Consider the following 21387-nt stretch of genomic DNA (forward strand, 5'->3'; position numbering starts at 1 on the left):
ATTGACTAAGACAGGTAGATCTTTTATGCAAAATATTCTCGACGCCTGGTTTGTCCAGGGGATGATTAAAGCCACCTCCGACGCCTGGCTGAAAGGCTGGGACGAGCGCAACGGCGGCAACCTGACGCTGCGTCTCGATGACGCGGATATTGCCCCTTTCAGCGCCGATTTCCATCCAACGCCACGCTACATTGCCCTGAGCCAGCCAATGCCGCAGTTGGCGAACACGCCGTTTATCGTGACCGGCTCCGGTAAATTCTTCCGCAACGTACAGCTCGATCCCGCCGCCAATTTAGGCATCGTGAAAGTGGACAGCGACGGAGCGGGCTACCACATTCTATGGGGGCTGACGAACGAGGCGGTGCCTACCTCTGAGTTGCCGGCACACTTCCTGTCACACTGTGAACGCATCCAGACCACGCAAGGTAAAGATCGCGTGATCATGCACTGCCACGCCACCAACCTGATCGCCCTGACCTATGTGCTGGAAAACAGCACCGCGCTTTTTACCCGCAAATTATGGGAAGGCAGTACCGAGTGTCTGGTGGTTTTCCCGGATGGCGTGGGCATTCTGCCATGGATGGTGCCGGGCACCGATGAAATCGGCCAGGCCACCGCGCAGGAAATGCAGAAACATTCGCTGGTGCTGTGGCCGTTCCACGGCGTATTCGGCAGCGGCCCGACGCTGGATGAGGCGTTTGGACTGATCGATACCGCCGAGAAGTCCGCCGAAGTGTTAGTCAAAGTGCTGTCGATGGGCGGTATGAAGCAAACCATCAGCCGCGAGGAACTGATCGCGCTGGGTAAACGCTTTGGCGTCACCCCGCTCGCCAGTGCATTAGAACTGTATTGATAACAACATCGCGCCCCGCTCACTGAGACGGGGCGAACTCTGTCACCTGCAAATCCAAACCATTCCCTATGGGAATCAACATGATGTGGAGTAAAAGCAATGAATATAAAGACAAGCTTGATCCTCACCGTTGCCGCTCTGGCGTTGTCCGGTTCCGCTTTAGCTGAAGTAAAAATCGCCCTGGTGGCGAAATCGTTAGGTAATGGATTTTTCGAAGCGGCAAACGTCGGCGCCCAGGAAGCGGCTAAAGAGATCGGTGATGTCAAAGTGATCTACACCGGTCCCACCACAACTACCGCTGAAGCGCAGATCGAAGTATTGAATGGGCTGATCGCCCAGGGCGTCGATGCGATCGCCATCTCTGCCAACGATCCCGATGCCGTTGTGCCCGTCCTGAAGAAAGCGATGCAGCGCGGAATCAAAGTGGTGTCATGGGATTCCGGCGTCGCGCCTGCGGGACGGCAAATCCACCTTAACCCGTCAAATAACGCCCTGATCGGCGAAACCAACGTCAAACTCGCCGCCGATGCGCTGAAGGCATTGAACGTGGAGAAAGGCGATGTGGCGATCCTGAGCGCCACGCCAACGTCAACCAACCAGAATATCTGGATTGCGGAGATGAAAAAGGTGCTTCCGCAATATCCGTCTATCAACCTGGTGACCGTGGCCTATGGCGACGATCTCTCAGACAAGAGCTACCGCGAAGCGGTAGGACTGCTCAAATCTTACCCGGACCTGAAAGTGATCGTCTCCCCATCTTCCGTCGGTATTGTCGCCGCGGCACAGGCGGTGAAGGATCAGGGCAAAATTGGCAAAGTGTACGTGACCGGCCTCGGACTGCCGTCTGAAATGGCGGGCGCGGTGAAGTCAGGCGCGTCAAAAAGTTTTGCGATCTGGAACCCTATCGATTTGGGCTATGCGGCGACGTATCTGGCGGACGATCTGGTCAAAGGCACTGCCAGCAAAACCGAAGCCAATATGGGGAAACTGGGTAAAGTGCAACTGGATGCCGACGGCAATGGCGCGATGGCTAAGCCATTCGTCTACGATGCCAGCAACATTGATAAGTTCTCAAAAATCTTCTGATCCCAGGGTCACGCCGCCGGATGACGTTGTGCTTATCCGGCCTGCGGGTACCGATACGTTTTGTAGGCCGGATAAGCGTTAGCGCCATCCGGCAACGCTACATGAAGAGGAGAACTGACATGTCCACCCCTTTACTACAACTTCACGGGATCACCAAGATATTCCCCGGCGTGCGCGCCCTTGAGAACGTTCAGCTCGATCTCTGGCCAGGCAAAGTGACCGCGCTGGTGGGCGAAAACGGCGCAGGGAAATCCACGCTGGTCAAAGTCATGACCGGCATCTATCAGCCTGAAGAGGGGGAAATCCTCTACAAGGCCATTCCCATTCAGCTCCCGACGCCGGAAGCGGCGCATAAAATCGGTATCACCGCGATTCATCAGGAAACGGTGTTGTTCGATGAGCTGTCGGTGACCGAGAATATTTTTGTCGGCCAGTACCTGTACACCGGCCTTTTCAAAAAGCTCGACTGGCCAGAAATGCACCGTCGGGCGCAGGCGATCCTCACCCGACTGGAAGTGCAGATCGATCCACGCGCCACGCTGAAAACCCTGAGCATCGCCCAGCGCCATATGGTGGCCATTGCCCGCGCGCTCTCCTTTGAGGCCCAGGTGGTGATTCTCGATGAACCGACCGCCGCACTGTCGCAACACGAAATTCTGGAGTTCTATCAAATCGTTGAGCGCCTGAAGCAGGAAGGCAAAGCGATTCTGTTTATCTCCCACAAGTTCGATGAAATCTTTGAGCTGGCGGACCACTACACCATTCTGCGCGACGGCGTATTCGTCAGTTCCGGCGACATCCATGAGATTAGCGAAGAGCGGATGGTCGCCATGATGGTAGGACGCGCTATTACCCAGACCTTCCCGAAAGTGGCCTGCGAGAAAGGTGAGACGGTGCTGGAGGTGAAAGATCTCTGCCATCCCACTGAATTTGCCCACATTGATTTCACCCTGAGAAAAGGGGAGATCCTCGGCTTCTACGGGCTGGTGGGGGCGGGACGGACCGAGTTGATGCAGGCGCTGTCCGGCGTATCCCGGCCTTCTCACGGTGAAATCCGTCTCAACGGACGGGCCATTCATTTTCATCAGCCCGCCGATGCGATTCGTGCCGGTATTGTCTGCGTGCCGGAAGAGCGGCAAAAACAGGGGGCCATCATTGAAATGAGTATCGCCGAGAACATCAGTCTGCCGCAGTTGAGTAAGCTGAATCCGCGCGGCGTGCTCAATGCGGCACGAGAGTGGCAACTGGCGGACAGCTATGCTAAACGCCTGCAGGTCAAAGCGTTTAGCTGGCGTCAGGCGGTCGAGACGCTTTCTGGCGGCAATCAGCAAAAGGTGGTGATCGGTAAATGGCTCGCCACCCACCCTGAAGTGATTATTCTCGACGAGCCGACTAAAGGCATCGATATCGGCTCAAAAGCGGCGGTACACCAGTTTATGTCCGAACTGGTGGCGCAAGGGCTGGCGGTGATCATGGTCTCCTCTGAGCTCCCGGAAGTGATGGGCATGGCGGACAGAATTATCGTCATGCACGAAGGGCTGATGGTCGCGCAATACCGCGCCGGAGAAGCCACGGCGGAGGCCATTGTCAGCGCCGCCAGCGGCATCGGTAAGGAGGCAGCATAATGATTCAGCGTCTGCTCAAACATCGCGAAGCCCTGCTGGCAGCAGTCATCCTCCTGATGATCGCCGCCATCGGCAGTCGCGTCCCGTCGTTTGTCTCTCCCGGCAACCTGGCCGAGATCTTCAATGACACCTCGATTCTGATCATCCTCGCGCTCGGGCAAATGATGGTGCTGCTGACCAAAGGTATCGACCTGTCGATGGCCGCTAATCTGGCGCTCACCGGGATGATCGTCGCCCTGCTCAACTTCCAGCATCCTGAGATCCCCGTCTGGGCGTTGATGTTACTGGCAACCGTCTGCGGTCTGGTGATGGGAATGATCAACGGTCTGCTGGTCTGGAAGTTAGGCATTCCGGCGATTGTGGTCACGCTCGGCACCATGAGCATTTATCGCGGCATTATCTTTTTGCTGTCGAATGGCGGCTGGATTAACTCGCATCAGATGAGCGACAGCTTCCTCGCCCTTCCTCGTTTTGCACTGCTTGGCCTGCCGGTACTGAGCTGGTGCGCCATCGCCGCCGTTATCGTGGTGAGCTACTTCCTGCGCTACAGCCGCACAGGGCGGGCGCTGTACACCGCAGGCGGGAATGCCACTGCGGCGTATTACACCGGAATCAACGCCGGGAAAATGCAGTTCGTCAGCTTCTGCCTGTCGGGCGCCCTCGCCGGTTTCTGCGGCTACCTGTGGATTTCCCGATTCGCTGTTGCCTATGTCGATGTAGCTAACGGTTTTGAGTTACAGGTTGTGGCAGCCTGTGTGATTGGGGGTATCAGTACGATGGGAGGAATCGGTCGCGTTCTCGGCTGCCTGTGTGGCGCATTGTTCCTTGGCGTGATCAATAACGCATTGCCCGTCATTGGCATCTCACCCTTCTGGCAGATGGCTATTTCCGGCGCAGTGATCGTGATTGCCGTTCTGCTCAACGAACGCAGCAATAAACACAGAGGCCGCTTAATTCTGCGCAACGCGGCGCTGGCGCGGCAAAAACAGGCGGTGAACTCATGAGTAAAGTGATGACGTCTGAAGCGATCGAACGCGCCCCCGACACGCGCGCGGTCTGGCAACGCCTGTTGTGCTGGGAAGGTTTTCTGTTCGCCGTCACCCTGGCGGTGTTTATCGTCAACGCGCTGGCCTCGCCGTACTTCCTCAACATCTGGAATCTCTCCGACGCAACGTTCAACTTCACCGAAAAAGCGATCATCGTGCTGCCAATGGCGATGCTGATTATCGCCCGGGAAATTGATCTCTCGGTGGCGTCAACCCTGGCGCTCAGTTCGACGGCCATGGGGTTCTGCGCGGCAGCGGGAATGGATACGCCCCTGCTGGTCTGCGTCGGGCTGGGAACCGGACTCTTATGCGGGCTGCTGAACGGCATCCTGGTGACGCGGTTTAACCTCTCATCCATCGTGATCACCATCGGCACCATGAGTTTGTATCGCGGCATAACCTACATTTTACTCGGCGATCAGGCGCTGAATGCTTACCCGGAAAGCTTTGCGTGGTTTGGTCAGGGCTACGTCTGGGGCGCGCTGTCGTTCGAGTTTGCGCTGTTTATCGTGCTGGCGATAGTGTTCACCTTCCTGCTGCACAAAACGAACTTTGGTCGCCGCACCTATGCCATCGGCAATAACCCGGTGGGCGCGTGGTACTCCGGCATTAACGTGAAACGTCACAACCTGATTTTATTCGCTCTGGTCGGACTCATGGCGGGACTGGCCGCCGTGTTGCTCACCTCCAGACTCGGCAGTACGCGTCCCACCATCGCGATGGGCTGGGAGCTGGCCGTGGTGACAATGGCGGTGCTGGGTGGCGTCAATATTCTCGGCGGCTCCGGCAGCATGACCGGCGTCATCATCGCAGCGTTCCTGATGGGGCTGGTGACCTTCGGCCTGAGCCTGCTCAACGTGCCGGGCATCGTGATGTCGATCATTATCGGCGCGATGCTGATCGTGGTGATCTCGCTGCCAATTCTTACCCGCCGAATGATGCAACGACGACGAATCTGAATCCCTCCGGCGACATGGAGTTTTGCCGCCGGAAATATCATCACTTTAAGGAGAAACAACATGAGCTTTATGCTGGCACTTCCGAAAATCAGTCTGCACGGCGCAGGCGCGATTGGCGATATGGTGAACCTCGTTGCGAACAAACAATGGGGAAAAGCGCTGATCGTCACCGACGGTCAACTGGTTAAGCTGGGCCTGCTCGACAGTCTGTTTGCGGCGCTGGATGAGCACAACATGTCGTACCATCTGTTCGATGAGGTGTTCCCGAACCCGACCGAAGCGTTGGTGCAAAAAGGCTACGCGGCTTATCAGGACGCGAACTGTGATTACCTCATCGCCTTTGGCGGCGGCAGCCCGATCGATACCGCTAAAGCCGTGAAAATCCTCACTGCGAACCCGGGGCCTTCCACCGCCTACTCCGGCGTGGGGAAAGTGAAAAACCCAGGCGTGCCGCTGGTTGCCATCAACACCACTGCCGGAACCGCCGCCGAGATGACCAGTAACGCAGTGATCATCGACTCCGGACGTCAGGTGAAAGAGGTCATCATCGATCCGAACATTATCCCGGACATCGCCGTGGACGATGCCAGCGTGATGCTGGAAATCCCGGCCTCCGTGACGGCAGCAACCGGTATGGATGCGCTGACCCACGCGGTGGAAGCGTATGTTTCTGTTGGCGCGCATCCGCTGACCGACGCCAATGCGCTGGAAGCGATTCGCCTGATTAACCTGTGGCTGCCGAAAGCGGTCGATGAGGGTCACAACCTGGAAGCGCGCGAGCAAATGGCGTTTGGTCAGTATCTGGCGGGGATGGCGTTCAACAGCGCCGGTCTGGGGCTGGTTCACGCCCTGGCGCACCAGCCGGGCGCCACGCATAACCTGCCGCACGGCGTTTGTAACGCCATCCTGCTGCCGATTATCGAAAACTTTAACCGCCCGAACGCGGTAGCGCGTTTTGCCCGCATCGCGCAGGCGATGGGTGTCGATACCCGTGGTATGAGCGATGAAGCAGCAAGTATGGAAGCGATCAACGCCATCCGCGCGCTAAGCAAACGTGTCGGTATTCCGGCAGGTTTCAGCCAGCTTGGCGTCACCAAAGAGGATATCGAAGGCTGGCTGGACAAAGCGCTGGCTGATCCTTGCGCACCGTGTAACCCGCGTACGGCCAGCCGTGACGAAGTGCGCGAGTTGTATCTGGAGGCGTTATGATCCGCAAAGCGTTCGTGATGCAGGTGAATGCCGACGCGCATGAGGAGTATCAGCGTCGTCATAATCCCATCTGGCCGGAGCTGGAAGCCGTGCTGAAAGCGCACGGCGCGCATCATTACGCGATCTATCTCGATGCGCCGCGCAATTTGCTGTTTGCGACCATAGAGATTGAGTCCGAAGAACGCTGGAACGCCGTTGCCAACACTGACGTTTGTCAGCGCTGGTGGAAGCATATGCGCGACGTCATGCCCGCGAATCCGGATAACAGCCCGGTGAGCGCAGAGCTGAAAGAAGTGTTTTATCTGGAGTAATCGATGAGCCCGGTAGACATCAGCGCTACCGGGCCTTTTCCTTTAGAAATAATATTTAAAGCGAACGCGACCACCATAACGATTATCAGAATCGTCGCCGTTCACGTTATCTCCGTCGCTATCCAGAATTGAGTAATATGCGCCAAGGTAAATATTGAAGTTTTGCATATTCATCACGTTAGCGAACTGATACGAAGCGTGAATAGTATGAATGTCATAGGTGCCTTCATTATTAATCCAGCAGCCGTCATCACACACCACCCCTTCGAAGTCATCAATCTTGTTATGCGCGTAGATATAACCTAATTCAAAACGTTTCCACAGCGCGTTCAGGCCGGCGGTAAAATCGTTTTCATTACTGGCATCAAGATAAGCAGTATTCAGGTTTACCACGATGCCATTCTCCGGATCGGTCTTTAAACCATTCCATGTCATCGTCATACCGTAACCGGTACGGTCCGACTGATCGACAAATTTGCCGTTTGAGTTGGTGTAGCCATAGGCGTTATTGACGACGTTCGATTCCATCGCGGCAGCGACAGAGAACGCATCCTGCGACCATGAAATAACCGGACGCAAATAGGCAACGTTTTTCTGTTGATCCATTTTCCGACCGTGGAATTCGTCATCGTTATAGAGTGAAGTTCCTTCTTCCAGCAGCGTGTTTAACTCGAAGTACCAGTTATCCACCTGCTTGCTGACGAGGAAGTTGCCGCCGGCATCAGAACGACCGCGGCCTTCTTTCATCATGTAGATATAACCGCTGCCGTCGTCATACAGATCGTTGGCGGTATTCCCCGAATGCTCTACAAAGGTATCCTGATTCAGTGGGAACATGTCGTAGGCTTCGAAGCGTCCCACTTTCACTTTCCAGTCATTTTCTTTACCAAAGAAGAAGACGGCATCATCGATATTCACCGTACCGGACATATCACCCAGCGGTTGGGCGGAGAATCCGGCATAATAACCATCATCCAGCTTACGTGTGCCATCAAAGCCCAGCAAAATTCGGCCATTGATATTCCACTGTTCGTTAGTCGGATCATGGTCAACATTGGCATTGGTCATTGCCAGCAGGCCATGATTACTTTCCGCATCCATGTTGAATTCAACATCACCATAGATTTTCAGATCGCCATAACCGGAAAGCAGCAGATTCGGTGTCGCGGCATTCTTTTTTGTCTCCTCAGGAGGGGTCTGGCCGTTAACTGGCGTGTTGCCCTGCGCCGCCTTAATTTCACGGATTTCGGTTGCCTGTTGGGTCTGTAATTGCTGGACCAGGCCTTCCGCCTTCGCCGCCCGATTTTCTGCGGCCTCCAGTCGTGCTTCCAGTTGTTCGAGCCGTTGTTCCAGAGTCATTTTTTGCGTTTTAGCAAAACCATTATTAGCGATTAATAACAGACCTATTGCTAAAGCCAGCGTCGATTTCCTCATTTATTTGCGCTCCTTGAAAATAAATAACGGACAGCGTATTTCTTTTAGAAATACGCAAAATGAATAACAAGATAGTATGTATTATTCTTATATTTAATAACGGCAGCAATTGACGATAATAATCAACTGTTACAGCGCCACAGGCCAGCAATTACTAACATGCAGCTTTCTTTGTGTAAACGCAGAAAGCTTTCAGTTCGTGAGGAATATAACAAAAGGGCTTAAATAAACGAAATATCATAAAAACAATTAAATATGAATTAAGATGAAAAATAATTAGAAGTAATCATTCGGGGGCGCTTTTTGCATACCATAGCGGTGAAATTCCAGGTTCGCTAAACTCTGCTCGGCCACCAGAATCGCCTGGGTATCCGCTTCCAGCGCCTGGAAGATATGCTCCTGATCGGCGGGATAACAAATATAGTCGCCCTCACCTAACACTTCTGGCGCTTCTGTCAGTCCGACCAACGCTTTTCCCTTCGTCACAATAATATGTTCGATCGAGCCCGGTGGATGCGGCTGAGAAATGCGGTCGGCTCCGGGCTGGGTCAACAACAGATAGATATCGCGCCGTGCGCCAGGTGGGCAAGCAGCCAGTAAAATTGCCTGATAGTGCGCCTGTTCGGCCACCACTTTCGTGCCCTCACCGCAACGGATCACCTGCGTTTTTTGCACCTGCGGCTCCAGCAGCCGCGCAAAGGGAATATCCAGCGCCACGCAAAGCGACCAGAGGGTTTCCAGACTAGGATTACCATTCCCCGCTTCCAGTTGGGAAAGCGTCGACTTGGCGATCCCCGCCCGTCGGGCGATTTCTGCCAGCGACAGCCCCGTCCGCTGACGTTCGCGAACCAGACTTTTGGCGATCACGCTGATGGGTTGTGTCATACCCGACTCCATGTTTTTTATATCGAACGAATCGTTCATCTTGTCAAACGCTGATGTTGCGTTCATTATAATGGAAATTCGTTCGATATGGCTAAATCATGGCGCACTTCTTCTCCTGTCTGAAGGCAGATACGATAAAAGCAATCTTTCTGGTCTGCCTGGCGGTAGGCGTAGTAGGGATGTCCTACGGTTCACTGGCGATGGCTTACGGCTTCCCGGTGTGGGTGCCGTTTGTACTCTCTATTTGTGTACTGGCAGGGGCGTCCGAATTTATGTTTATCGGCATTGTCGCCAGCGGCGGGAATCCGTTAGCCGCTGCCGCAGCCGGTTTACTGGTTAACGCCCGCCATGTTCCGTTTGGCGTGACGGTACGCGACCTGGTCGGCACCCGCGCGGCGAGTTTTTTCGGCTGCCATATTATGAACGATGAAAGCGTCGTGTTCGGCCTGTCGCAGAAAACCCCGGAGCAGCGCAAAGCCGCCTATTGGCTATGCGGCCTCGGCGTTGCCATTCTGTGGCCGCTGGGGACCCTGCTGGGCACCGTGGTGGGTCAACTGCTGCCAGCCCCCGAAACCATCGGGCTGGACGCCGTGTTCCCGGCTATCCTGCTGGCTCTCGTCGTCCCGGCGTTTAAAAACCGTACCACCCTGATTCGGGGCCTGAGCGGAGCCGCCGTGTCGCTCGCCGCCGTTCCTTTTGCGCCGGTCGGACTGCCGGTGCTGCTCTCCCTGCTGGGCTTACTGACGAGGAAAAAATAATGGGCAACATGACGCTGTTTATCGTCGGTATCGCTCTTTTATCGGCAGGCACCTATTTAATGCGCCTCGGCGGCGCAAAGCTGGGCAGCCGCCTGGCGCTTTCTGAACGCGCTCAGGCGCTGTTATCCGACGCCGCCACAGTACTGCTATTTTCCGTCGCTCTGGCCACCACCTTTTATGAAGGCGAGCACTTTGCTGGCATGGCGCGCGTCCTCGGCGTGGCATTCGCGGTCTTTCTTGCCTGGCGTAAGATGCCATTGATTGTGGTGATCGTCGCCGCAGCCGTGGTGACCGCGCTGCTGCGAATGGTGGGGATACACTAAAAAAAGCGCCCGCGGGCGCTTTTATCTGACATTACTGCAAATTAACGGTTCATCGCGTTAAACCACGTTACCATCTGGTTGTAACTGTCCATCATTTTCTCAAAAGAACCTTCCACCATTTGTGGGGAACCGTCCATCAACATTTCCTCCTCCATCGTCAAAGGCGTTTTGTCGCGGATGCGGCGGACACGTTTTTTCGCATCCAGAAGATACTTTTCCGCAGCATCGATAAAGGTTGAGGCCTGATCCTGGGAGCCGTTTTTGCTGTCACCCAGCGTCGCTTTCAACTGCTCGATTTGCTGACTCAAATCCTGCACCTGTTTCATCGCCACATCCGCATCAAACCGATCGGACTGCAGTGCTTGATTAATCTTTTTGCTGATCAGCATGATCGACAGCGAATAGTAGTTAAGAGACTTCCCTTCCTGCGCCTCAATCTTTTGAAGCCGTTGTTCCTGACGTCGGTCATTGATTTCATGAATCGCTGCGGAGTATGCGTCAGATGTCGGTTTGAAGGTCGAAAATGCCTGCATAAACTCCGTATGCAACGCTTTGGCTTTTACGAAAGCATCATCTTTGTAATCTTGTTGCTCATAATATTGATTCATTGTATTTATTATTTTCACCATATCAATTGCTGAATTGATATAGGGTAAAGCTGCTTTATCAATAGGCTCCAGTTCTGGCTTTAATGCCGCAACCTCAGACATATCGGCGCGGCACTTTTCTAAATTATTCGTAATCTTAGCTATGCCGTAGACATAGGCTTCCTTACCTGTGGGGCCCTTTTTAAAATCGGCCAGCCATATAGCATATGATTGAATAGTACGATAAATAGTTTCATCAATATCATTATAGCACTCAATGTAAACACGCATTTTTTCGTTAATGACATGCTCTGAATCCATGCTCTTTTCTTCATTTTTGCTGACATCTGAAGAGGTTGTAGGTTTTTCCGGAGCCGGAGTTGCGGCAGACGTTGATGGTGGTGGTGTGCTTTCCACTTTTTTATTATCATCGCAGCCGACAACCCCTGTTAATAATAACGCGCAACCTATTGCTGTAGACAATAAATTTCTTTTCATTGATATCCCTTCCATTAAGATTAAAGATCTGCGTGTCGACCCAAGAAAATAATCATAACGTAATAGCGAGGTGATTCAGATACAAAAAAAGCGCCGACTGGCGCTTTTAAACATAATGAAGAATTAACGAATTACGCTTTGCTTATCTGTGTTTCAATCCAGGCGATAACGGATTCAACATCCAGCGTTTGCTGTTGATCTACTGTAAATACCGGTCCGAGCCGCATTGGCTCGGCGCGTTCTGCTAGTTGCGCCAGCTCGGGTAGATACTCCTCGCCAGGATGACCCGGCTTGCGATCCTGTAAGCGGGTGGCATAGCGCGTCACCGCCAGCTCAGGCGTGATGCGGTTCCACACCTCCAACACCTTCTCAACACCCGCCTGCTGCAATAGCTGTTGCAACGTCTCGCGAGGCTGAAAGCCAAACCAGGCATCAACCAGCCAGACAACATTCGCCGGAGAGTGGCCGATAATCGACCAGATCACCTCATAGGCCGCACAGCCCAACTGCCGGTTGAAAGGCCGGTCGATATCCGTAAAGCGCGCCATAAACGGCTCTTTGATCCCATCAATCGTCAGCAGTGGCAAACTGAACGTCTCGGAGAGCTGACGAGTAATCGTACTTTTACCTGAAGCGGGGATCCCGTTAATCAGGATGACTGTTTTACAGTCCGGCGCGAGGTGTCGTTTCATAGCAACGCGACCACCTCTTCCCGGGAACGTGCTGCCCGCAACTTCGCCATGCGTTCATCGTTATCGAGTAAGGCGACGATGGCGCGGATGCCCTCTTCAATATGCGCATTACTGTCCTGCGCGCCAAACATAATGACAATGTCGGCGGCTTCACTGTCGGCAAACTGAATGGGTTTATCCAACAGCACCATGCTAAAACAGTTACGCTTCACGCCGCATTCTGGACGGGCATGGGGGATCGCAACACCTTCATCAAATACATAATACGCCCCATGACTGAGGGTATTGTCGATAACCGCCTGACTGTATTCCGCTGAAATATACCCTTTTGCGACCAGTGGTCTGGCCGCCAGTTGAATCACCTTCTGCCAGTCGTTTTCCGCGACGCCAACCTGAATCGCATCGGCCTCGACCAGTAATTCTTTTATCGTCATGACGACTCCCTAAGCGCTTAATAAACCCGACGCTAAATATTCCGGCGAATAACATTACGCAACTCATCTATACGCACAAAAAGCGAATCAATATCCTGCCGATGCGTCTGGCTTTTGGCATAGACCGACAACGCCCGGTTATAGATCAGCATTAATGCTTTCTGTATTTCACCATTACCTGGGTTGCCCTGCAGTTCACCTTCCAGCCTGGCGATTTCTTCCGTCAGAACACGGGATTGTTCATCATAATCTTCCGGCGGGCGTGTTTCTTTTTTCCATAACGATTTCAAAGATTCAAACATAGCGATCCCCCGCCCTGATGGACAACAGGGCAACAAAACATCATTTATTAATAACGGAGTTATTTAAATAACGCGATCTTTTCCATTAATACCTGGGTCACTGCATTATTTGCCGGAATTAAAAACTTACGGACGCTGTCATTCACCTTGCCTTTCTCAAAGGTGTTTTTACACTGATCAACCCACTGTACGTTCATTTCCGTGCCGACATTCACTTTATTAATCCCTTCGGTGACGGCCAGGCGCATATCGTCGTCACTCACCCCCGTCCCACCGTGTAACACCAGTGGAACACCGGTCGCAGCGCTGATCTCTTGTAGCCGCTGATGTTGAATCTGCGCCTTGCCGGTATACAGGCCGTGCACTGTGCCCACCGACACCGCCAGCATGTCGACCCGCGTTTCATCGACAAAGCGTTTGGCATCTTCTACCGTCGTAAAGCAGATATCTTCTGCCGCCACCGCTTTACCATCCTCTGAGCCACCAATAGCCCCGAGCTCGCCTTCCACCGTAATATTGCGCGGTCTCGCCATCTCCACCACGATGCGGGTATTACCGATATTCTCTTCCAGTTCCAGGTGCGAGCCGTCATACATGACTGAGGAGAATCCGGCATTCATCGCCGTCTCAATGGCGCTGATATCAGAGCAGTGATCCAGATGCAGACAGGTCGGGACATTCTCGCTCTCCGCCAGCGAACGCACCGCATCAACCAGCAGGCGATAACCCAGATATTCTGCCGTCCCGGTTGAAATCTGAATCATTAACGGGCTATTCGTTTTTTGCGCCGCTTTAAAAAACGCAGGCAGCATTTCAATACAGTGCAGGTTAAAGGATCCAATCGCTTTGAAATTTCTTTCCTGGCCGATTTTTAGGATCTCGTTGAAGTTATACAGACTCATGAACATTTTCCCCTTTTGGCTTAGCGGATTTACCGTTTACGAACCATGCCAGTGCGGCAACAAAAACAATGAACAACGCGACAAACAGCCAGTTATTCTGGAAGGCGTGGCCTAAAACGAGGCCGGAACTGATGACGTCAGAATCGCTGAACGTGACGCCGGTGAAGCCGTAGGTTTCCAGCATCGGCACCAGAATCGCAGGCAGGAAGGTGATGAACAGACCGTGAACAACGCCGCCGATCATCGCGCCACGACGGCCGCCCAGCGCGTTGCCAAAGACGCCTGCGGTCCCCCCGGCGAAAAAGTTGGTTAGCAGACCCGGCAGGATCATCGCCAGACCAAACATCGGGAACACCAGCATGCCGATGATGGAACCGACAGTGGTCGCCAGGAATCCAACAATCACCGCGTTGGGCGCATAAGGGAACAGAACCGGGCAATCCAGCGCGGGCTTAGCATCGGGAACGATACGCATGGCGATACCACGAAACGCCGGAACCAGTTCATTGAGCAATAAGCGCACGCCGCTGTAGAGCACGAAGACGCCAGCCACAAACTGAATGGACTGCATGAAGGCATACATCAGGTAGTTCACGCCGCCGGAGAACTGGGCGATATATTCTGGCCCCGCCGCCAGCGCCGGAATGAGGTACATCGGCACCATCACTACCGCCATGGCGAGGTAGGTATCCTGTAAGAACTTGAAGTTATCGGGTAATTCAAGATCTTCCGTGGAGCGAGATCCTTTACCTACCACTTTGGCCACCGCCGCCTGCACGAGGTAGCCGATAGTACAAAAGTGTCCCAACGCCACATCATCCGAGCCGGTGATGCGTCTGACCACCGGTTGCGCCAGCGCAGGCATCAGTACCGCCATCATGCCGCCAAAAATCCCACCGGTCAGAATCAACGGCAGTCCGGTGAGCCCCGATTTATAGCCAATGACCGCGCCAATGGTCGCCATCCACAATAAAGCTTGTCCGGTCAGGAAGATGTATTTCAGCGGTGTCAGACGCGCGATGATGATATTGACGGCAAAAATCACCATCAGAGTTAACGCCACTTCTGAGCCCAACTCACGGTTAGCTAACCCGGCAATGGCGGCCACATCGGTAATGTAGCCCTTCATACCAAATCCCTGAGTAAAAATATCGTTCAGGAAGGTCAGTGTGGCGACAATAATATTGATCCCGGCCATCATGATTAAAAAACCGAGCAGCGTTTTAAACGTCCCCTCTGCGGTTTTTCCCGGTGATTTCTTTTGCAGGATCAGTCCGAGCATCGCGATAAACGCGATTAATATCGACGCCTGACCGAGCAAATCCTTAACGATGAATTCAACGAAGCTATTCATAATGAGCTACCTTCAGATTCCGCTCTTTTAAAAACGCGACGATTTTGGCTTCAATTTCGTCTTTGTCCGTGAGCTTATTCAGAACCACGACCCGTTTAATTTCTTCTTCACTGGCATCAGCCGTTAAGATGTCAGCAAAGGTTTTTTGCGTCAGGATCATGTCAGATTTAAACGCCCCTGCTTCAGATACCGTGGTATGTTCGATATGAGCAGGAATTTCCAGTTTCTTTAAAACCGCTTTCGCCGTCATTTCAATAGCAAAACTTGAACCGAGGCCGCAGCCACATACGCAAAGAATTTTCAGCATGTAAGGTCTCCTCAAATAATATTGAGTTGTTTGGCAAGTTTGTAATGATGTCCTTCTGTATCGACCAGACGTTTTTTCATACTTACGAGATCAATCGGAATAGGTTTATTGCTTTGATTTATAATAATCGCTTTATTTTTCATCCCTGACTGGATGCACCGAACCACTTCGCTCGCCATAATGGTGCCCTGATAAATTTCTTCACAGGTCGGATCGCCATTACGTAAACCGTAACCAACAATCGTTTTACGAATTCGCTCGCCAATACGCGGTTCGAGTTGCTTAATCATGGTGTCAATCGCCCCCTGAAAGCCGGGAGAATATTCTCTGGTGTAGCCTTCTGAGCACAGAATAATCACGCTGTTCTGGACGGTCAGTTTTTGCTTTACCCGTTCCGCTAAGGCGTCAAGCGACATCTGGGATTCCGGAATCAGGGCGATATCTGCATTGCATTTAATCGCAGATTGCAGCGTTAATTCACCACAATATCCCCCCAATAACTCCACCATAAACACGCGACCGGGTAACGCTCTGCCCGTATTTCGTAAACGAGAAACCTCCTTAATAATCTGTTCGCAGGCGGTCGAAAAACCAATCGTATAATGACTGCCATAAACATCATTATCGATAGTCATCCCCACGCCAAAACAATTAATATCAAATTCGCTCAGGGTATTGAGAAACTGTAAACTGCCGTCGCCGCCCGCCATAATTAGCACATCAATATGCAGCGACTTGAGTTTTCTGGCGATCGTTTCATATTCGCTACGCTGCAACTTACGGGTTGTTCTTCCCGAGGTAATGAGAGGGATTGCCGCGATAGAAAAATCGACCAAATCACGCCATGCAACGTCATGATGATTTTTTTCCAGCAAGCCGGGAATACCACCATTGAATAAGGTAATTTCTGCATCGGCGAGTCTGGCGATCTGGAATATGAAATTATTTATTCCAGAAACATCGCCACCACTAATGACAATACCAATTTTCATTGCGTTTCCTCCGAAGCACCCGTGGAAACATTTTTCCCTGACTTCAAGCCTGTTATTTGCAACGAAGATCACATTATGCCGATAAATTTGTCAGGGAGTAGTATTGACAGCCGCCATAACCAGACGTTTTTTGTGAGATTCTTCACATTTAAAATTAGCGACGGAGTTAACACTTATTTTTTTATTTATTTAGATATCATTGAGTTAATGCAGAGAGGAAAATCCCTTAGCTTCGAACTGTTTTTCCTTTAGCAGACGTATTTTATAAAAAGATAAAAATGTGATTAAGACCCCATTTTTATTTTCTGTTAGTGCCTTTGAAGGGAAAAAGAGGGACGGGAAAGGAATAGCAGAGACAAAAAAAGCGCCTCAAGGGCGCTCTTTCGACAATGAAGATGAACTTATTTCAGCAGTTCCGCCGTCATGTGCACGCGGTTACCGGTGTAAGCCTGAGTGATTTTATAGGAACTTGCACCAGCCTGTTCAGCCTGAGCGGCGATTTTTGCTTCAGCACTTTCCAGAGTAGAACCGGTCGCCGTCACAGACTGAGCAGCAAAAGAACCGAAAGAAGTAGCGAGAGCGATAACTGCGACAAAAGTTTTGATGCTTTTCATGATATAAACCCTTTAACTTAGTTGTTTGAATAAGGCACCGTGCCTTGATGTGATAAATAATAGGCCGTTACTCAGACAACTAAAAGCGGAAGGATTTGCCCATCTTATTCAAATTAATTGAATCAAAATCACTCAGCGATTAAACGTTGCGGATGGGTATAAATGGTCGCCCTGCCTGGCTTACAGAACCCCACCAGCGTCAGATTGCAGCGCTCCGCGACGGCTACCGCCAGCGTGGTGGCGGCAGAAACCGCAAACAGGATCTCAACGCCGCACATTGCAGACTTCTGCACCATCTCATAGCTTGCGCGGCTGGAGACCAGCGCTGCTCCCGGCATCCAGCTCTCACCTTCGGCGGCACGGCGCCCCAGCAGTTTATCCAGCGCAACATGTCGACCGACATCTTCATGGCCGCCCGCCAGTTCACCCGATGGCATCACCCACGCCGCAGCATGCGTACACCCGGTGAGCTGCCCCACTGGCTGAAAATCCTTCAGATGCCTTAATGCGTGATCAAGTCTGGCGAGGTTAAAGGTCTGGGTGAACGGCAGCGGCTGCACGGGTTTACCGATGTCATTGAGCTGCTCAACGCCGCACACGCCACAGCCGGTGCGTCCGGCCAACGCGCGACGGCGTTCTTTCAGCCCCATAAAACGGCGACTGGAAAGCTCGATCTGGACTTCGAGACCATTACAGGAGGGCACAACATCCATGCCATAGATCTCGCGCGGGCTGTCAATAATCCCCTCAGACAAGGAAAAACCGACCGCAAAATGTTCCAGATCCTTCGGCGAGGCCATCATGACAACATGAGAAATGCCGTTATAAACCAGTGCCACAGGCACCTCTTCAGCTACCTCATCCGGCTGAGGGTGTTGCAAATCCTCACGCTTCCAAAGGTTAATCTGGCGAGAACTCGTGACATTTATCACATTTTCGACTTCTTTTGGATGTATCTTATTCACTTTCTTTTAACCGTATAAGAACACACGTACCAACATTGTGGTATTCTGTCACAAGCCCCTCCTGGATGGGGGGAATTGACCCAATTCTGGACCTTTGCGGTCCCGTCCGCAAAGAAAAATAACAACCACACCCTGAGCGCTCACCAACATGAATGTGAAAGGGATGTGACAATGTCGAAAAAGGAGCAAACCATGCAGGTCAGCAGAAGGCAGTTCTTTAAGATCTGCGCTGGCGGTATGGCAGGCACCACGGCGGCAGCACTGGGCTTCGCGCCCGGCGTAGCGCTCGCGGAAACACGGCAATATAAACTGCTGCGCACCCGCGAAACCCGTAATACCTGCACTTACTGTTCCGTTGGTTGTGGGCTGTTGATGTACAGCCTCGGCGACGGTGCAAAAAACGCCAAAGCGTCGATCTTCCATATCGAAGGTGACCCGGACCATCCGGTCAACCGCGGTGCGCTCTGCCCGAAAGGGGCCGGTCTGGTGGACTTCATCCACTCCGAAAGCCGCCTGAAATTCCCGGAATACCGCGCGCCAGGCTCGGATAAATGGCAACAGATCAGTTGGGATGAGGCATTTGACCGCATCGCGAAACTGATGAAAGAAGACCGCGATGCCAACTACATTGCGCAAAACGCCGATGGCGTCACCGTTAACCGCTGGCTCTCGACCGGGATGCTGTGTGCTTCCGCGTCCAGTAACGAAACCGGCTTTTTAACGCAAAAATTCACCCGCGCGCTCGGTATGCTCGCGGTCGACAACCAGGCGCGTGTCTGACACGGACCAACGGTAGCAAGTCTTGCTCCAACATTTGGTCGCGGTGCGATGACCAACCACTGGGTCGACATTAAGAACGCCAACCTCGTCGTGGTGATGGGCGGTAACGCCGCTGAAGCACACCCGGTCGGGTTCCGCTGGGCGATGGAAGCGAAAATTCACAACGGCGCGAAGCTGATTGTGATCGATCCACGTTTCACGCGTACGGCGTCGGTGGCCGATTTCTATGCCCCAATCCGTTCTGGTACTGACATTGCCTTCCTGTCAGGCGTGATGCTGTACCTGCTGACGAACGAAAAATATAACCGCGAATACACCGAGGCCTACACCAACGCCAGCCTGATCGTGCGTGAAGATTTCGGCTTCGAAGATGGCCTGTTCACCGGCTATAACGCGGATCAACGCAAGTACGACAAGACCAGCTGGAACTATGAGCTGGACGAAGAGGGCTTTGCGAAACGCGATACCACCCTGCAACACCCGCGCTGCGTCTGGAACCTGCTGAAACAGCACGTCTCCCGCTACACGCCGGACGTGGTGGAAAACATCTGCGGTACGCCAAAAGCCGACTTCCTGAAAGTTTGCGAGTACATTGCGGAAACCAGCGCGAAAGACAAAACCGCGTCGTTCCTGTATGCCCTCGGCTGGACACAACACTCCATCGGTTCACAGAACATTCGCACCATGGCGATGATCCAGTTGCTGCTTGGCAACATGGGGATGGCAGGCGGCGGCGTTAACGCCCTGCGCGGCCACTCCAACATTCAGGGGCTGACGGACTTAGGCCTGCTGTCGCAAAGTCTGCCGGGTTACCTGACGCTGCCGAGTGAAAAACAAGCCGACCTGCAAACGTATCTGGCCGCCAACACGCCGAAACCGCTGTTGAAAGACCAGGTCAACTACTGGGGCAACTACCCGAAATTCTTCGTCTCATTGATGAAGGCCTTCTATGGCGATAAAGCAACAGCAGAAAACAGCTGGGGCTTTGACTTGCTGCCGAAGTGGGACAAAGGGTATGACGTGTTGCAGTACTTCGAGATGATGAAAGAGGGCAAGGTCAATGGCTATATCTGCCAGGGTTTCAACCCGGTCGCATCATTCCCGAACAAAAACAAAACCATCGCGTCACTCTCCAGACTGAAGTTCCTGGTGACGATCGATCCGCTCAACACTGAGACCTCCACCTTCTGGCAAAACCACGGTGAGTCGAACGATGTGGATCCGTCGAAAATCCAGACCGAAGTGTTCCGCCTGCCGTCCACCTGCTTCGCCGAAGAGAACGGCTCGATCGTGAACTCCGGTCGCTGGCTGCAGTGGCACTGGAAAGGCGCGGACGCCCCGGGGATCGCAGTCACCGACGGTGAAATCCTGGCCGGTATCTTCCTGCGCCTGCGCAAGATGTATGCCGAGCAGAGCGGTGCCAACCCGGAACAGGTGCTGAGCATGACCTGGAACTACGCTACCCCACATGAACCGGCATCGGAAGAAGTGGCGATGGAGAGCAACGGCAAAGCGCTGGCCGATCTTATCGACCCGGCAACGGGCGCTGTGATCGTGAAGAAAGGCCAACAGCTCAGCTCGTTTGCTCAGTTGCGTGACGATGGCACCACCTCCAGCGGCTGCTGGATTTTCGCCGGTAGCTGGACGCCGGAAGGCAACCAGATGGCGCGTCGCGATAACGCCGATCCATCCGGTCTGGGCAATACGCTGGGCTGGGCATGGGCGTGGCCGTTGAACCGCCGCATCCTGTACAACCGTGCTTCCGCTGACCCGCAGGGCAACCCGTGGGATCCGAAGCGCCAAATCCTGAAATGGGACGGCGCGAAATGGGGCGGGATGGACATTCCGGACTACAGCGCCGCCGCCCCAGGCAGCGATGTCGGACCGTTCATCATGCAGCCGGAAGGGATGGGGCGCCTGTTTGCCCTCGACAAGATGGCGGAAGGGCCGTTCCCGGAACACTACGAACCGTTTGAAACGCCGCTGGGAACTAACCCGCTGCATCCGAACGTTATCTCTAACCCTGCCGCCCGTATCTTTAAGGGCGACGCCGAAGCGCTGGGTAAAGCCGATAAATTCCCGTACGTCGGGACCACTTACCGTCTGACCGAGCACTTCCACTACTGGACCAAGCATGCGCTGCTTAACGCTATCGCACAGCCGGAACAGTTTGTGGAGATCGGTGAAACGCTGGCGAACAAGCTCGGCATCGCGCATGGCGATACCGTTAAAGTCTCCTCTAACCGCGGCTATATCAAAGCCAAAGCAGTGGTGACCAAGCGTATTCGCACGCTGAAGGCAGACGGTAAGGATATCGATACTATCGGTATTCCCATTCACTGGGGCTATGAAGGCGTGGCGAAGAAAGGGTTTATTGCGAACACCCTGACGCCGTCGGTGGGCGATGCAAACTCACAAACGCCGGAATTTAAGTCCTTCCTGGTGAACGTGGAAAAGGTGTAACGGAGACG

21 protein-coding genes and 1 pseudogene are annotated in these 21387 nt (G+C 53.2%); 10 read left to right on the top strand and 12 right to left on the bottom strand.

All coding sequences use genetic code 11. The annotated features are described in order from the left end of the window. The first annotated feature begins 25 nt into the window (after positions 1-25). From rhaD to rhaM, 7 genes are all read left to right on the top strand, one after another. Entirely contained in the window at positions 26-853 is an 828-nt protein-coding gene (rhaD, locus tag AL479_RS07900) for a rhamnulose-1-phosphate aldolase (RefSeq protein WP_061075688.1), read from the top strand. Positions 854-952: 99 nt separating this feature from the next. Next, entirely contained in the window at positions 953-1939 is a 987-nt protein-coding gene (rhaS, locus tag AL479_RS07905) for a rhamnose ABC transporter substrate-binding protein (protein WP_042998894.1), read from the top strand. A 119-nt stretch (positions 1940-2058) separates the two neighbouring features. Beyond that, positions 2059-3564 carry a sugar ABC transporter ATP-binding protein gene (locus tag AL479_RS07910; protein WP_061075689.1) on the top strand — a complete coding sequence of 502 codons (1506 nt, stop codon included), beginning with the start codon at positions 2059-2061 and terminating at the stop codon, positions 3562-3564. Beyond that, a complete protein-coding gene (locus tag AL479_RS07915; RefSeq protein WP_061075690.1) occupies positions 3564-4568 on the top strand; it encodes an ABC transporter permease in 1005 nt (334 codons plus the stop codon). The genes AL479_RS07910 and AL479_RS07915 overlap by 1 nt, the downstream gene beginning before the upstream one ends. Beyond that, the gene (locus tag AL479_RS07920; protein WP_061075691.1) at positions 4565-5569 is read left to right on the top strand and encodes an ABC transporter permease; all 1005 of its coding nucleotides are present in this window, start codon (positions 4565-4567) and stop codon (positions 5567-5569) included. The genes AL479_RS07915 and AL479_RS07920 overlap by 4 nt, the downstream gene beginning before the upstream one ends. Positions 5570-5629: 60 nt before the next feature. After that, complete coding sequence (gene fucO, locus AL479_RS07925) at positions 5630-6778, top strand: lactaldehyde reductase (protein ID WP_061075692.1); 1149 nt, start codon at positions 5630-5632, stop codon at positions 6776-6778. Then, the gene (rhaM, locus tag AL479_RS07930) at positions 6775-7089 is read left to right on the top strand and encodes an L-rhamnose mutarotase (protein ID WP_061075693.1); all 315 of its coding nucleotides are present in this window, start codon (positions 6775-6777) and stop codon (positions 7087-7089) included. The genes fucO and rhaM overlap by 4 nt, the downstream gene beginning before the upstream one ends. A 42-nt stretch (positions 7090-7131) precedes the next feature. On the opposite strand, the gene AL479_RS07935 is transcribed toward rhaM, so the two are convergent. Together AL479_RS07935 and AL479_RS07940 are read right to left on the bottom strand one after the other, a co-directional pair. Then, the gene (locus AL479_RS07935) at positions 7132-8523 is read right to left on the bottom strand and encodes a carbohydrate porin (protein ID WP_061075694.1); all 1392 of its coding nucleotides are present in this window, start codon (positions 8521-8523) and stop codon (positions 7132-7134) included. Positions 8524-8862: 339 nt separating this feature from the next. Next, a pseudogene (locus AL479_RS07940) lies at positions 8863-9408 on the bottom strand (helix-turn-helix domain-containing protein); the annotation flags it as partial. A gap of 98 nt (positions 9409-9506) precedes the next feature. On the opposite strand from AL479_RS07940, the gene AL479_RS07945 reads away from it, so the two are divergent. Further along, complete coding sequence (locus AL479_RS07945) at positions 9507-10166, top strand: AzlC family ABC transporter permease (protein WP_042998885.1); 660 nt, start codon at positions 9507-9509, stop codon at positions 10164-10166. Then, positions 10166-10489: an AzlD domain-containing protein gene (locus AL479_RS07950; RefSeq protein WP_061075695.1), complete on the top strand. Its 324-nt coding sequence runs from the start codon at positions 10166-10168 to the stop codon at positions 10487-10489. Before AL479_RS07945 ends, AL479_RS07950 begins: the two co-directional genes overlap by 1 nt. 41 nt (positions 10490-10530) lie before the next feature. On the opposite strand, the gene AL479_RS07955 is transcribed toward AL479_RS07950, so the two are convergent. The 10 genes from AL479_RS07955 to fdhD all read right to left on the bottom strand — a co-directional run bounded on the left by AL479_RS07955 (position 10531) and on the right by fdhD (position 18136). Then, the gene (locus tag AL479_RS07955; RefSeq protein ID WP_071887599.1) at positions 10531-11574 is read right to left on the bottom strand and encodes a YiiG family protein; all 1044 of its coding nucleotides are present in this window, start codon (positions 11572-11574) and stop codon (positions 10531-10533) included. A 131-nt stretch (positions 11575-11705) separates the two neighbouring features. Next, on the bottom strand, positions 11706-12266 hold the full coding sequence (locus tag AL479_RS07960; protein ID WP_061075697.1) for an AAA family ATPase: 561 nt from the start codon (positions 12264-12266) through the stop codon (positions 11706-11708). Further along, a complete protein-coding gene (locus AL479_RS07965) occupies positions 12263-12700 on the bottom strand; it encodes a PTS sugar transporter subunit IIA (protein WP_061075698.1) in 438 nt (145 codons plus the stop codon). Before AL479_RS07965 ends, AL479_RS07960 begins: the two co-directional genes overlap by 4 nt. A 32-nt stretch (positions 12701-12732) precedes the next feature. Then, positions 12733-13002, bottom strand: coding sequence for a hypothetical protein (locus AL479_RS07970; RefSeq protein ID WP_061075699.1), 270 nt, complete (start codon positions 13000-13002; stop codon positions 12733-12735). A gap of 59 nt (positions 13003-13061) precedes the next feature. After that, a complete protein-coding gene (locus AL479_RS07975; protein WP_061075700.1) occupies positions 13062-13904 on the bottom strand; it encodes a class II fructose-bisphosphate aldolase in 843 nt (280 codons plus the stop codon). Beyond that, a complete protein-coding gene (locus AL479_RS07980) occupies positions 13891-15258 on the bottom strand; it encodes a PTS sugar transporter subunit IIC (RefSeq protein WP_061075701.1) in 1368 nt (455 codons plus the stop codon). The genes AL479_RS07975 and AL479_RS07980 overlap by 14 nt, the downstream gene beginning before the upstream one ends. Continuing rightward, positions 15251-15565, bottom strand: coding sequence for a PTS sugar transporter subunit IIB (locus tag AL479_RS07985; protein WP_042325486.1), 315 nt, complete (start codon positions 15563-15565; stop codon positions 15251-15253). Before AL479_RS07985 ends, AL479_RS07980 begins: the two co-directional genes overlap by 8 nt. A gap of 11 nt (positions 15566-15576) precedes the next feature. Continuing rightward, the gene (locus AL479_RS07990; RefSeq protein WP_061075702.1) at positions 15577-16557 is read right to left on the bottom strand and encodes a 6-phosphofructokinase; all 981 of its coding nucleotides are present in this window, start codon (positions 16555-16557) and stop codon (positions 15577-15579) included. A gap of 401 nt (positions 16558-16958) precedes the next feature. Next, entirely contained in the window at positions 16959-17171 is a 213-nt protein-coding gene (locus tag AL479_RS08000) for a DUF1471 domain-containing protein (RefSeq protein WP_042998873.1), read from the bottom strand. A gap of 128 nt (positions 17172-17299) precedes the next feature. After that, the gene (gene fdhD, locus AL479_RS08005; protein WP_061075704.1) at positions 17300-18136 is read right to left on the bottom strand and encodes a formate dehydrogenase accessory sulfurtransferase FdhD; all 837 of its coding nucleotides are present in this window, start codon (positions 18134-18136) and stop codon (positions 17300-17302) included. 192 nt (positions 18137-18328) lie between these two features. Between fdhD and fdnG the strand changes: the two genes are divergently transcribed. Further along, entirely contained in the window at positions 18329-21379 is a 3051-nt protein-coding gene (fdnG, locus tag AL479_RS08015; RefSeq protein ID WP_146109690.1) for a formate dehydrogenase-N subunit alpha, read from the top strand. Positions 21380-21387: the final 8 nt, after the last annotated feature.

The organism is Citrobacter amalonaticus, from assembly GCF_001559075.2.
Lineage (GTDB): Bacteria > Pseudomonadota > Gammaproteobacteria > Enterobacterales > Enterobacteriaceae > Citrobacter_A > Citrobacter_A amalonaticus_F.